This is a genomic window from Amycolatopsis pittospori, from assembly GCF_013870525.1.
GTDB lineage: Bacteria > Actinomycetota > Actinomycetes > Mycobacteriales > Pseudonocardiaceae > Amycolatopsis > Amycolatopsis pittospori.
This window is the reverse complement of the sequence record NZ_JACBXD010000034.1, coordinates 40,961-53,745: the sequence shown is the minus strand read 5'-3', so window position 1 is coordinate 53,745 and position 12,785 is coordinate 40,961. Positions and strand designations below refer to the sequence as shown.

The following is a 12,785-nucleotide window of genomic DNA, read 5'->3' as shown; positions in this document are numbered from 1 at the left end:
CCCATGAAGAAAGCCCGGCTCACCGCCGCGATCGCGAGCGTGGTGGCCTTGACCGTGAGCGCGTGCGGGGGGACGTCGCAATCCGGGGAGGACCGGACCGCGAACCAGAAACTCACCGAAGGCAAGACCTTCACGATGGCCATCGCCACCGACCCGGGAGCGCTGGACCCGGCGATGACCGTGCTCGCGGTCGCCCTGGAGATCGGCCGCTTCCTCTACGACAGCCTGATCAACCTCGACGACGCGGGCAAGCCGATCGCCGGTCTCGCGGAGAAGTGGGAGGCCACCACGACCACGGCCTCCTTCACGCTCCGGAACGGGATCACCTGCGGCGACGGCAGTCCGCTGACCGCGAGCGACGTGGCGGCGAACATCAACTTCGTCGGCGACGCCGCCAACAAGTCCCCGATGTCGGGGCTGACGGTCGCGCCGGGAACGAAGGCGACCGCGGACGACGCGGCGCGGACCGTCACCCTCACCAGCGGGAAGCCGGACGCCTTCCTGCTCCGCAACCTCGGTGGGATGCCGATCGTGTGCGGCAAGGGTGTCGCCGACCGGTCGGCGCTGGCCAAGGGACAGCACGGTACCGGCATGTTCACCATGACCGAGATCGTGCCGAACGACCACTACACCCTCACCCGGCGCAAGGAGTACGCCTGGGGCCCGGGTGACTGGAAGCGTGAGCAGCCCGGGCTGCCCGAGAAGGTGGTCTTCCGGGTCGTCCAGAACATGACGACGTCGGCGAACCTGCTGTTGTCCCGCGAGCTCAACGCCGCCCGGATCGTCGGTCAGGATCAACAGCGCCTACGTGCCCAGAAGCTGTTCCACGGCGACCAGGTCGTGCCGATGGGCGAGCTGTTCTTCAACCAGGCGCCCGGCCGGGCCGGCGGCGATCAGGCCGTCCGCCGGGCTCTCGTGCAGGCACTCGACCTCGCCCAGATCGGCAAGGTCCTCACCAGCGGCAACGGGGCTCCCGCCCAGGGCATGGTCACCACCGAGCCGAGGCCGTGTACCGGGGACGCGGTGAGCGGCAAGGTGCCCGGATTCGACGTCGCGGCGGCGAAATCCACGCTCGACACCGCGGGCTGGGCTCCGGGCGCGGACGGTGTCCGTGTCAAGGACGGCAAGCGGCTCGCGCTCACCGCCATCTACGGCACGCAGCTCGGCCCGACGATGGCGCCCGCCGCCGAACTGATGCAGCAGTCCTGGAAGGCCGTCGGCGCGGACGTCACGCTGAAGGGCGTCGACAGCCCGGGGACCAACCAGGTGCTCTTCAACACCGGGGAATGGGACATCTCGCTGGCGCCGGTGGGGCTGCTGCTGCCGAGTCAGATCGTGCCGTTCGCCTCCGGCCCGAAACCGCCCGGCGGCACGAACTTCGCGCATATCGAGAACGACCGGTTCCAGTCGCAGGCCGCCGAGGCGGCGAAACTGCCGGGTGACTCCGGATGCGCGACCTGGCTCGCCGCCGAATCGGCGCTCATCGAGCGGCTGGATGTGGTGCCGTACGTCAACTCGGTCATCCCGACCTTCGGCAGCGACGCGAAGTTCAAGATCAATTTCGGGTCGATCGAGCCGTCGTCGATCCGGATGTACAGCTGATGACGGTCGCGCTCGCTCCCGCCGTCGTGCGCGGCAACCCGTGGCTCTCCTTCGCCGCGCGTCGCCTCGTCCGGTTCGCGATTTCGCTGTGGGTCCTGGTCACCACCGCGTTCCTGATGATCCAGCTGATCCCGGGTGACCCGGTCCGGGCGGCGCTCGGCCTCACCGCGCCGGTGGAGCTGGTGAACGCGCGGCGGGCGGCACTCGGTCTCGACGATCCGCTGTGGCTGCAGTACGTCCACTACCTCGGGGGGCTGTTCGGCGGCGACTTCGGGACGTCGATGATGAGCGGGCAGCCGGTCTCCGAGGTGATCGGCGATCGGCTGCCCGCCACCGTCGGACTGGCGCTGCCCGCGTTCGCGGTGGTCATCGCGGTGGCGATCCCACTGGGCGTGCTGTTCGCCGTGCTGACGCGCGGCGGACGTCGCCGGGGGAGTGAACTGGCGTTCACCTCCACGAGTGTGCTGCTCGCGGCCATTCCCGAGTTCCTGCTCGCGGTCGCGCTGGTGGCGTTCTTCTCGGTCCAGCTCGGCTGGTTCCCGGTCGCCGGGAGCGAAGGGGCGGGTTCGCTCGTGCTCCCGGTGATCGCGCTGGCACTCGGGCCGGCGTCCGTACTCGCGCGCATCGTCCGGGTGGAGACGCTTTCGGTGCTGGGCAACGACTTCATCCGGACGGCGCGGGCGAAACGGTTGCCGGCGCGGCTGGTCTACCTCCGGCACGCACTGCCGAACGCGCTGACCGCGACGCTGACCATGGGCGGGCTGATGCTGACCGGCATGGTCGCCGGGACGGTGCTGGTGGAGAACGTGTTCGCCTGGCCCGGTCTCGGGTCGACCATCGCGCAGTCGATCCTGCAGAAGGACTACCCACTGGTGCAAGGGATCGTGCTCGTCTACGGCGTCGGGGTGCTGCTGGTGAACCTGATGGTGGACGTGCTGCTGTCCGTCCTCGATCCGCGTTCGACGATCCGGGAGGGTTGAGATGGTGAATCGGCGCGGAGCGAAATGGTTCGCGGCCCTGCGCACGCCGGTGGGCGCGTTCGCGGCGACGTTGCTGGTCCTGGTGATCGCGCTCGCCGTGCTGGCCCCGATCCTGTGGCACGACAAGGCTTTCGAGGTCGACACCGAGGCGATCGCCCAAGGTTCGTCGGCGGCGCATTGGCTGGGTACCGACGAACTCGGCCGGGACATCCTCTTCCGGGTCTTGGTGGCGACCCGCCTTTCGGTGCTGCTGGCGGTGATCGCGACCGTGATCGGGGTGGTGACCGGCCTCGTGCTGGGCACGTTGCCCTCGTTGCTGCCGAGGCCGGCCGCCCGGTTGCTGATCTCGGCGGTGAACATCGCCGTCGCGTTCCCCGGGCTGTTGCTGGTGCTGTTCTTCTCGGTCATCTTCGGCGTCGGGACGCAAGGCGCGGTGCTGGCTGTCGGCTTCGCGCTGGCACCGGCGTTCGCCCGGCTGGCCCAGACGCTCTCGGCGTCCGTGGCCGGGCAGGATTTCGTGTCCGCCGCCCGGATCTCCGGTGTGGGCCGGATCCGGTTGCTGGTCCGGCACATCCTGCCCAACATCGGCGAACCGCTGGTGGTGAACGCGACCATCGGCGCCGGGTCTTCGCTGCTCGCCTTCTCCGGGCTGTCCTTCCTCGGGATCGGTGTGCAGGCACCGGACTACGACTGGGGACGGCTGCTCGGTGAAGGGCTCAACGGGATCTACGTCAACCCGGCCGCCGCGCTGGCACCCGGTGTCGCGGTGGTCCTGGCCGGACTCGCGTTCAACCTGGTGGGGGAGACCGTCGCCGGGGTGATCGGCGTCCGCACCGGACTTCGGAAGCTCACGCCGCGGCCGGTCACTCCCGCCAGGGAAGACCTCGCCGAGGACCGTGACGACGAGGCCGTGCTGGTGGTGGAGAACCTCCAAGTGGCGTTCCCGCGTCCGGCGGGCTGGACCGTCCCGGTGCGAGGCGTGAGTTTCACCGTCCGGGCGGGTGAGGCGATCGGCGTCGTCGGCGAGTCGGGCTCGGGGAAGAGCCTGACCGGGCTGGCGGTGTCACGGCTGGTCGAAGCACCCGCCGTCGTCACCGCCGACAGGCTGGAGTTCACCGGGAAGCCGTTGCTGACGACCCCGGAACGGGAACTGCGCGGCCTGCTCGGGACGTCACTGGCGATGGTGTTCCAGGACCCGATGACGTCGTTCAACCCGACCAAGCGGATCGGGCGTCAGCTGGCGGAAGTGGCCGAACAGCACCAGGGACTGCCGCGCGCCAAAGCGTTCGCGCGGGCCGTCGACCGGTTGCGCGCGGTGCGGATCCCCGCCGCGGAACGGCGAGCGAAGCAGTATCCCCACGAGTTCTCCGGCGGGATGCGGCAGCGCGCGATGATCGGGATGGGTCTGATGGGCGATCCGCGGCTGATCATCGCCGACGAACCGACCACCGCGCTGGACGTCACGGTGCAACGGCAGTTGCTGCGTCTGCTGGCGCGGACCAGGACCGAACGGAATACGGCGATCATCCTGATCAGCCACGACATCGCGGTCGTTTCCCAGACGTGTGAACGCATGCTGGTGATGTACGCCGGCCGGGTCGTCGAGGACCTTCCTTCCGCGGGGACACCGCGACATCCGTACACCAGGGCGCTGCTGGCCGCGACGCTCGATCTGGACACCGATCGCGACGAGCCGCTCGCGGTGATCCCCGGCCGCCCGCCGGAGCCGGATCGGGTGCCGAACGGCTGCGCGTTCGCGGACCGGTGTCCCTCGGCCACCGACCGGTGCCGCCTCGAAGACCCGGTCCTGGAGCGTGTGGAGTCCGAGCACCGCGTCGCGTGCTGGTATCCGCACGAGACGTCGTTCTCCCGGCCCGCCAAGGAAACCGTGACCGCTGGAGGTGCCGAGTGAGCGATCTCGTCTTCGACGCGGTGAGCGTGCGATATGGCGGCGGACGCGGTCTCACGGCCGTCGACCAGGTCGGGCTGACCGTCCCTTCCGGACAGGTCGTCGGGCTCGTCGGCGAATCGGGCTCGGGGAAATCGACGCTGGCCCGCGCCGCCGTCGGGCTCTCGCCGGTCAGTGCCGGGCGAGTACTGCTGGGCGGTGTGGACGTCCGCAAGCTGCCTCGGCGGCGGCCGCTGCAGATGGTGTTCCAGGACCCGTATTCCTCTTTGGACCCGAGGATGAGCATCGGCGAGTCGATCACCGAAGCGATCCCGCGTGGCGCCCTGCCCGGCCGCGCCGCGCGTCGGGACGAGGTCGCGCGGCTCCTGGAACTGGTCAACCTCGATCCGGACCGTGCCGGGCATCTGCCGGGGCAGCTTTCCGGCGGCCAGCGGCAACGGGTGGCGCTCGCCCGTGCGCTGGCGGGACGGCCCGAGGTGCTGATCGCGGACGAGATCACCTCCGCGCTCGACGTCTCGGTGCAGGGTGCGGTGCTCAACCTCGTCCGGTCCGTGCAGCGGCGGCTCGGGTTGTCGATGCTGTTCATCTCGCACAACCTCGCCGTCGTGCGGTATCTCAGCGACATCGTCGCCGTGATGTACCTCGGCCGGATCGTCGAGGTGGGCCCGGCGGAGCAGGTGCTCACCGATCCGCGGCATCCGTACACCCGCGACCTGCTGGCCGCCGCGCCGTCCGCGCACACCTCCCTGTTCGACACCGGCGCGGACGAGGCGACCGCAGACACCGAACCCGCCGACCCGCACCATCCGCCCGCCGGATGCCGCTACCACACCCGATGTCCGGTCGGCCCGCTCGTCCGCGCCGACCGCGAGCTCTGCCTCCAGGCGGATCCGGCCGAGGGCGCGGCACACCGACGTCATTCGGCGGCCTGCCATTTCAGCGAAACCGAGAGCCACCAGCCCGCGATCTCCAGAGGAGCAAGCGCATCATGACCCGACGTCTCGACCTCGACGATCTCTACGCCATCGCCGCACCCAGCCAGCCTTCGCTTTCGCCGGACGGCGGCAAGATCGTCTACGTGCTGCGCACCGCGGACCGCGACGAGGACCGGAACGTGCACACCCTCTGGGAGGTCGGCACCACGGACGGCGAACCCCGGCAGCTGACGCGCGGGAAGGCCGACGTGGCGCCGAGCTGGGCGCCCGACGGCACGCGGATCGCGTTCCTGCGGGCCGAGGACGGCGCGCCGCAGGTGTGGTTCCTGCCGGCGTCCGGTGGCGAGGCGGAACAGATCACGAAGCTCCCGCTCGGGGCGGGTGCGCCGGTGTGGAGTCCGGACGGGACCAAGATCGCGTTCTCGGCGGCCATCGATCCGGCGGGCGGGGACGACGCGCCCAACGCGCCGGTCGTCACCGACCGGCTGGACTTCAAGGCCGACGGCGCCGGGCTGATCAAGACCATCCGCAAGCATCTGCACGTCCTCGACGCCGCCACTCGCGAGGTCCGCCAGGTCACCTTCGGCGACTGGCATGCCGGCGATCCCGCCTGGTCACCCGACGGCACGCACCTGGCGTTCTCCGCCGGGCGTGACGCCGACGCGGATCTGACCTTCCGTTCGGGTGCCTACGTCCTCGACGTGACGCTGAAGACGTCGGAACCGCGGCTCGTCGGCTCCGGCGAAGGTATGGCGGGTCCGGTCGGCTGGACCGCCGACGGCGGCGCGCTGCTGGTCGTCGGCCGCGGCGACACCGAGGTCGGGCATCTCGGGCTGCTGCGGGTACCGCTCGACGGTGGCGAGCCGGTCGACCTGGCAGGATCCCTGGACCGCAACGTGATGGCCGGCGGTTCCGGCTATCCGGGCGCGCTCCCGAAGCCGACCGCGAACGGAACCGTCCTTTTCGGACTCCGGGACCGCGGCTGCACGCATCTGTACGAGGTGGGCATCGACGGCGGGAATCCGCGCGCGGTCCTCGCGGGTGCCGACAACGTGGTGTCCGGAATGGACCTCGCGGCCGGCCGGGTGGCGGTCGTGCTCGCCACCGCCACCTCGTTCGGCGAGATCGCCGTCGTCGACCCGGACACGGGGGCGGTCGACGTTCGCACCGACCACGGGGAGCCGCCCGCGGAGCTCTTCCGCCACGAGGAGCGGGAATTCACCATCGGCGACGGCGGCGTCGTCCATGGCTGGCTGCTGCGTGACCCCGCACGGACCGGCGCTTTGCCGCTGCTGCTCGACATCCACGGCGGTCCGCACAACGCCTGGAACGGCGCGGCCGATTCGATCCACCTCTACCACCAGGCACTGGTCGCACGCGGCTGGGCGGTGCTGCTGCTCAACCCGCGCGGCAGCGACGGCTACGGCGAGGACTTCTTCACCGGCGCCGTCGGTGCCTGGGGTCTCGCCGACTCCCGCGACTTCCTCGAACCGCTGGACCAGCTGGTGGCCGAAGGCGTCGCCGACTCGGAGCGGCTGGCCGTCGCCGGGTACAGCTACGGCGGCTTCATGACGTGCTACCTGACCAGCCGCGACGACCGTTTCGCCGCCGCTGTCGCCGGTGGTGTGGTGAGCGACCTGACCAGCATGGAGGGCACTTCCGACGCCGGGCACTACCTGGCCGTCGGCGAACTCGGCGGGCGATCCTGGGACAAGGGGAACGCGCAGCTGTCGCCGTTCGCCGAGGTCGGAAAGGTGCGGACGCCGACGCTGGTCGTCCAGGGCGCGGAAGACGACCGCTGCCCGGTGGGCCAGGCGGAACAGTGGTTCGGCGCCCTGCGCGCCCGCGGCGTCCCGTCCCGGCTGGTGCTGTACCCGGGCGCGTCGCACCTGTTCATCCTCGACGGCCCGCCGTCGCACCGCCTCGACTTCAACCGGCGCGTCCTCGACTGGGTCGAGCAGTACGCGGCTCCGGCGGACGGGGTGTCGCGGGTGCCGATCGAGGCGGCGCACTGGCAGCGTCGTCTCGCGGAACTCGCGCGCAAGCACCGCGTTCCCGGTGCGGCGCTGGGCATCACGCGGATCGGCGACGACGCGGAGGTGCACGCGAGCTGCGGAGTGCTGAACACGGCGACCGGGGTGGAGGTGACCGAGGAGTCGGTGTTCCAGATCGGCTCGATCTCCAAGGTGTGGACGTCGACCGTGGTGATGCAACTGGTCGACGACGGGCTCCTCGACCTGGACGCGCCGATCGCCGACGTCCTCCCCGAGCTGCGGCTGGCAGATCCGGACGTCGCCAAACAGGTGACCATGCGGCATCTGCTCACGCACACCAGCGGCATCGACGGCGACGTCTTCACCGACACCGGCCGCGGCGACGACTGTCTCGAGCGCTACGTCGAAATCCTCGACGAGGCCGCGCAGAACCATCCCCTCGGCGTGACCTTCTCCTACTGCAACTCGGGTTTCGTGCTCATGGGCCGGGTGATCGAGAAGCTCACCGGGCTGGGCTGGGACGCCGCCATGCGGGAGAAACTGTTCACCCCGCTCGGCCTCACGCACACCGTGACCCTGCCCGAAGAGGCGCTGATGTTCCGCGCGGCCGTCGGTCACGCGGTCTCGGGAGACGACGACCCGAAGCCCGTGCCGGTCTGGGGCCTGCCCCGGAATATGGGCCCGGCCGGCCTGATCACCGCCACGACCAAGGACGTCCTCGGCTTCGCGCGGCTGCACCTGACCGGTGGGCTCACGCCGTCCGGTGAGCGGATCCTGACCACCGCGTCGGCCACCGCCATGGCGTCGAAGCAGGCCGACTTGCCGGACAAGCACACGATCGGCGACTCGTGGGGACTCGGCTGGATCCGCGACGACTGGAGCGGACGGCGGGTCATCGGCCACGACGGCAACACGATCGGGCAGGCGGCGTTCCTGCGCCTGCTGCCGGATCAGGGCCTCGCCGTCACGTTGCTCACCAACGGCGGCAACACCCGCGACCTCTACGAGGAGCTGTACCGGGAGATCTTCGCCGAACTCGCCGACGTCGCGATGCCTCGCCCGCTCGAACCGCCCGCGACCCCGGTCACCGTCGACGCTTCCCGGCACATCGGCGTCTACGAACGGGCCGGTGCGCTGACCGAGGTCTTCGCCGAGGGCGACGGGTTGCGGATCCGGCAGACCGTCACCGGGCCGCTGGCCGACCTCATGCCGGAGAAGACGATGGAGTTCGACCTGATCCCGGTGACCGACTCGCTCTTCGTGTTCCGGCAGCCGGGGACCCAGACGTGGGTTTCGGTCACCTTCTACAACCTGCCGACAGGGGAGCCGTACGTGCACTACGGCGTGCGCGCGACGCCGAAGGTTTCCTGAGTAGGTAAGCCAAACATGGCACGTAGGGATCGGCGTCGTGAGTGGTAAGTGTCGTTCTAACCCTCCTTATCACTCACGACCCCTGGTTGCTCCTGAGTGCAAGTTGTCCACCGGCGAGACGGTGTTGCGAAAGCCACTTTCGCAACGTTCAAGGTTGCGAAAGTGGCTTTCGCAACCCCTCACCTGAGCCGGGCTCCAGGAGTCGAACGCGCCATGTTCGACTTACCTCTCGATGAGTCTGCTTTGGACGGGGTCGATCTCCCGTTGTCGGCCCCGTCCTCCTGCTCAAGCCTTGCGCCGCGCCAGATGGCGGACGATGAGCAGGACGATGCACACGACGGAGACACCGCCCGCGATCATGCGAAAGGTCCAGTCCATTCCGGCGAACTGGCCCACGGAGTTGGTGGCCGCGCTGACGAGCAGGACGAGCCAGAGCGAGGCGGTGACGAGGGTGCCGCGTGCTTTTTCGGTGTCGTTCATAGGAAAGACGTTAGGGATCGGCGGGATGCGGTAGTAGGGGAGTGACCCCCGGTTGTGGGGTGGTGCTGGCGCTACCGATCTCCCGGTCGTGGAGCGGTAAGGCCTGACTCGTCGTGACAGAGTTCCGGCACAGGACCTGGTGGTGGCCTCGGTCCCCGGCTTAGCGCTCGGTCGCGGTGGTGATGAGATCCGCGATGGCTTCGGGTGCGCCGAGCATGGCCACGTGGCCGGTGGGAACCTCGACGACGGTCGCGTTCATCCGCTCGGCCATGAACCGTTGGCCGGCAACGGGAATCATCTGATCCTCGGTGGCGATCGCGTAATAGCCGGGGTGTCGCTTCCACGCCGGCGCGCCGGCCCGTTCGAGCATCGCGGCCAATGCGAGCGGACGCTGAGCGGCGGCCATGACGGCGGCGTTCGCCGCTGTGGTGTCCGGGGCGAAGACCTCGTGGAAACGGGCGGGGTCGATGCTCAGCTCGACCTGCGGCGGGCCTTCGGGGGCGGCCTGGTCGGCTCCCGGCAGCGGCCGCGCGGTGGTGACCTGCTGGGCCGCGCCACCGAAACGCTGGTCGAGTTCGCCTGCGGACTCGTCCTGGTCCGGGGCGAAGGCGGCGACGTAGACCAGTGCGGTGACGTTCTCGGCGTCGGTGGCCGCCTGGGTGATCACCGCGCCGCCGTAGGAATGGCCGACCAGCACGATCGGACCGGGGGTGGTGGCGAGCGTCGTGCGCAGGTATTCCGCGTCGTGGTGGAGGCAACCAGGGCGGAGGTGCTGATCGCCGCCCATACCCAGGCTTACGCCACCGCGGGTGGTCTGGCCCGGCGAACCCGGCTGGCGGCCGAATTGGTCGCGCTGGGACAAGAACACGAACTCGTGGTGTCCGAACGTCTGGGCCTGTTGTGGCAGCTCTACGCCGCCGAGCAACGCGGCGACCTGACCGGAGCGGAGCATGCTCTGTCCAATCTGGACAGTCAGGTCCGCAGGCTCCCGCACCCCGCGAGCGCCGCCAGAGTGCGGTGGCATCGCGCCATGCTGCTCGACCTGGCCGACGCTCCCGACGAGGAGGTGACGAAGGCCTACCAGGCCGGCGCGCAGGCTCTGGAGGACGCCGGGGTCCAGCGAGCCGATCTCCTGCTCATGACCGTGCGATGGTGCCGGGCCTACCGCACCGGCCGCGCAGCGGAACTCCTGCCCGACTACGCAAACCGTTACCCGGCATGGCCCGCCTCGCCCCAGCTCTTCGCGCTCACCCTCGCCTTGGCAGGCGACCTCGACCGGGCGCGCGAAATACTCCCGGCGGCCCTGCCGGCGTTTCCGGACGCAACGTACGAACTCGACATCGCGCTGGTCGGCTTGACCGCGATCCGCACGGACGACGAGCACATCGCCGAGATGGCCTACCAAGCGCTGCTGCCGTCGGCCGACGAGATCCTCGGACCAGGAGCCTGCGTATTCGTCCCGGCCCGGCAGGTACTCGCCGAACTCACCGCCTATCTCGACGCGAGGTGACTCGGAACCACGGTCGACGGTCAGCGTGTGTAATCCACCGTTCCCAAAGCGATCGGGGCCGGATTCTTCGTGACCCAGGCGACGGCGAGTTCACTCAAACGGTCGAGGTGGCCTTCCGCGCCACGGCCTGACCTGATCTGCTTGACGATCTCCTTGGCTTCATGGAGTTCTTCGTCGCCAAGGGGTTCGCCCCGCGTCAGGAAGTCCGGGAACGCATCGGCCATCGCACGATAGTCGCGGTCCCAGTTCGCCCCGCCGTTCCGGAACATCTCGTCGGCGATCCGGCCGGTGACGCGGATGGCCTCACACTGCACGGTCGTGCCGGCGCCGCTCGACGGCACGAGAAGCTCCCAGAGCGCTTTGTGCCGCTCCTGCCAGGATCCGTCGGGTACGACGATCGGTGATGACCCGTCGTGCGTCGACCGCCGGGCGACCGGCTCGACCCGAAGATCCGGTACAGCTCACCGAGCGCGGCGTCGGTCTCTTCGAGGAAGTCGGGGTTGAAGTTCTCCCGGTGGAACTCGAAACCACGGCCGATCCGCTCGACCTGCCTGCGGGTCTCAGCCGTGATGCTCGCTCCGTGTGCGAGCAGCAGCTTCATGATCTCGACGCACTCCGGGATGTCGGCGTTTCGAGTACCGATCAGGCCGCGCATCATCAACGTGACGCCGCGCCTGTCGAGAACCTCGGTCGAGGCCCCGTGCTCGATCAGCACTCGCGCCGCCTCGGCCCGCAGCCCGGCCACCGCGACCTGGAGCGGCGTTTGCCCGGATCTGTCGGCCGCCTCGATGTCCGCGCCGAGTGAGAGCAGCAAGGGGATCTGCGCGACCGGTTTCGGAGTGGCGCGGGAAGCTCGCGCATGGAGCGGGGTCCTGCCGTGGCTGTCCGCGGAGTCGACGGCGAGCCCCTGCCCCGTCAACCAGACGATGAGCTCGTCCGGGCACGCCGGGAAACCGATGGCGGTGCCTTGGGCATAGCCGCCTCGCGCGTCGATCTCACATTTGTCGAAGACGGCTTCGAGTTCCTCCACCGAGGCCGAGGTCAGCATCTCCTCGAAGTCTTTGGGGAGGGTTTTCCGCTTTCGTGCCATCGTTCTCGTCCTTTCAGCCGGACTCCGGACGCGGTCGGCGGCTTCGGAGCACATCAGGAAGCTCACCGTGCGCACCGCGTCGTCGACGAGGTCCGGGTAGGCGCGGCGAACCGCACGCTCGACCTCGTCCTCGATTCGTCGCCAGTCACGCCGCTTCACGGCGTGCTCGCCTCCGCGCCGATCGCGAGAAATCCGCATCCCCGCGCACGCCTGCTCCGCGGTGGCGATCACCCTCATGACCTCGGGCAGCAGATCGGGATCGACGGCATCGGGCTCCCTCGCCGGGGCCTTCCCGCCCTGCAGGTGGCGGTCCGTGTAGTTGAGGAGCGCTTCGTCGAGCGGGCCAAGCCGGACGCCCCGCCGGGCGCGGTCCCGGCCCGCGTCGTACTCCCGGACGAGTGACCAGTCGGACCGTTCGGTAGCGGAACCCAAGGCGGCGAAGACCCGGCCGTCTTCGAGCAGCTCTACATCCGCGCCCTGAGCGACGAGCCGGCGTTCGTCCCAGCGGATGTCCCGGAACAACGACTCGACGTCGGCCGGCGCGCCGAAGAGGATCGGGTCCAGCAACGCGACCGCCGCGCGTTCGTCGAGAGGACCCCGGATCCCCGCCGCCACGCAGAGCGGCAGTATCGCGCTCCACAGCAGCAGGTGCCGGGTCAAATCGGCCCGGATCACCTCGAGATGTGCCTCGGAGACCGGGAAGGCGAACGTGCGAGTGTCATGGTTGGCGTCGGCTCCGGCACCGAGTTCGAGCTTGAGCGCACCCCCGTCGCGGATCACTCGCGGAATCCAGCCGTTCTCACGGGCGAAGAGGACCTCGGTCATGTTGCCCGGCCGCGCTTGGCATCGCGCCGGCGGCACCAGTGCTCCGCGAAGGCCGTGCGTGCCAGGGCGCCGGCGAGGGGTGGGAGGGC

The 12,785-nt window shown here is 69.7% G+C and carries 10 protein-coding genes; 6 read left to right on the top strand and 4 right to left on the bottom strand.

The features are described 5' to 3' along the window. Positions 1-3: 3 nt before the first annotated feature. Genes H5J31_RS20335 through H5J31_RS20315 form a run of 5 tightly spaced genes read left to right on the top strand, consistent with a single transcriptional unit; the run spans position 4 to position 8,791 of the window. The gene (locus tag H5J31_RS20335) at positions 4-1,602 is read left to right on the top strand and encodes an ABC transporter substrate-binding protein (protein WP_181774194.1); all 1,599 of its coding nucleotides are present in this window, start codon (positions 4-6) and stop codon (positions 1,600-1,602) included. Next, positions 1,602-2,582, top strand: a complete 981-nt coding sequence (locus H5J31_RS20330; RefSeq protein ID WP_181774193.1) for an ABC transporter permease — start codon at positions 1,602-1,604, stop codon at positions 2,580-2,582. The genes H5J31_RS20335 and H5J31_RS20330 overlap by 1 nt, the downstream gene beginning before the upstream one ends. A 1-nt stretch (position 2,583) precedes the next feature. Further along, entirely contained in the window at positions 2,584-4,494 is a 1,911-nt protein-coding gene (locus H5J31_RS20325; protein ID WP_181774192.1) for a dipeptide/oligopeptide/nickel ABC transporter permease/ATP-binding protein, read from the top strand. Beyond that, complete coding sequence (locus H5J31_RS20320; RefSeq protein ID WP_181774191.1) at positions 4,491-5,483, top strand: ABC transporter ATP-binding protein; 993 nt, start codon at positions 4,491-4,493, stop codon at positions 5,481-5,483. Before H5J31_RS20325 ends, H5J31_RS20320 begins: the two co-directional genes overlap by 4 nt. Next, positions 5,480-8,791, top strand: coding sequence for a serine hydrolase (locus tag H5J31_RS20315; protein WP_181774190.1), 3,312 nt, complete (start codon positions 5,480-5,482; stop codon positions 8,789-8,791). The genes H5J31_RS20320 and H5J31_RS20315 overlap by 4 nt, the downstream gene beginning before the upstream one ends. Before the next feature lie 285 nt (positions 8,792-9,076). Here H5J31_RS20315 and H5J31_RS20310 read toward each other — a convergent pair whose 3' ends face one another. Both H5J31_RS20310 and H5J31_RS20305 read right to left on the bottom strand, forming a co-directional pair. Then, on the bottom strand, positions 9,077-9,271 hold the full coding sequence (locus tag H5J31_RS20310; protein WP_181774189.1) for a hypothetical protein: 195 nt from the start codon (positions 9,269-9,271) through the stop codon (positions 9,077-9,079). A 160-nt stretch (positions 9,272-9,431) separates the two neighbouring features. Continuing rightward, positions 9,432-10,058, bottom strand: coding sequence for an alpha/beta hydrolase (locus H5J31_RS20305; protein ID WP_181774188.1), 627 nt, complete (start codon positions 10,056-10,058; stop codon positions 9,432-9,434). On the opposite strand from H5J31_RS20305, the gene H5J31_RS20300 reads away from it, so the two are divergent. Next, complete coding sequence (locus H5J31_RS20300) at positions 10,020-10,781, top strand: hypothetical protein (RefSeq protein ID WP_207898328.1); 762 nt, start codon at positions 10,020-10,022, stop codon at positions 10,779-10,781. The genes H5J31_RS20305 and H5J31_RS20300 overlap by 39 nt on opposite strands. Before the next feature lie 20 nt (positions 10,782-10,801). Here H5J31_RS20300 and H5J31_RS39925 read toward each other — a convergent pair whose 3' ends face one another. After that, positions 10,802-11,005 carry a hypothetical protein gene (locus H5J31_RS39925; RefSeq protein WP_236005295.1) on the bottom strand — a complete coding sequence of 68 codons (204 nt, stop codon included), beginning with the start codon at positions 11,003-11,005 and terminating at the stop codon, positions 10,802-10,804. After that, on the bottom strand, positions 10,978-12,732 hold the full coding sequence (locus H5J31_RS39920; protein ID WP_328701567.1) for a DUF6357 family protein: 1,755 nt from the start codon (positions 12,730-12,732) through the stop codon (positions 10,978-10,980). Before H5J31_RS39920 ends, H5J31_RS39925 begins: the two co-directional genes overlap by 28 nt. Positions 12,733-12,785: the final 53 nt, after the last annotated feature.

Coding starts and splice junctions, on each gene's coding strand:
- H5J31_RS20335 (WP_181774194.1), top strand. CDS start 4: ATGAAGAAAGCCCGGCTCACCGCCGCGATCGCGAGCGTGGTGGCCTTG.
- H5J31_RS20330 (WP_181774193.1), top strand. CDS start 1,602: ATGACGGTCGCGCTCGCTCCCGCCGTCGTGCGCGGCAACCCGTGGCTC.
- H5J31_RS20325 (WP_181774192.1), top strand. CDS start 2,584: ATGGTGAATCGGCGCGGAGCGAAATGGTTCGCGGCCCTGCGCACGCCG.
- H5J31_RS20315 (WP_181774190.1), top strand. CDS start 5,480: ATGACCCGACGTCTCGACCTCGACGATCTCTACGCCATCGCCGCACCC.
- H5J31_RS20310 (WP_181774189.1), bottom strand. CDS start 9,271: ATGAACGACACCGAAAAAGCACGCGGCACCCTCGTCACCGCCTCGCTC.
- H5J31_RS20305 (WP_181774188.1), bottom strand. CDS start 10,058: ATGGGCGGCGATCAGCACCTCCGCCCTGGTTGCCTCCACCACGACGCG.
- H5J31_RS39925 (WP_236005295.1), bottom strand. CDS start 11,005: ATGGCCGATGCGTTCCCGGACTTCCTGACGCGGGGCGAACCCCTTGGC.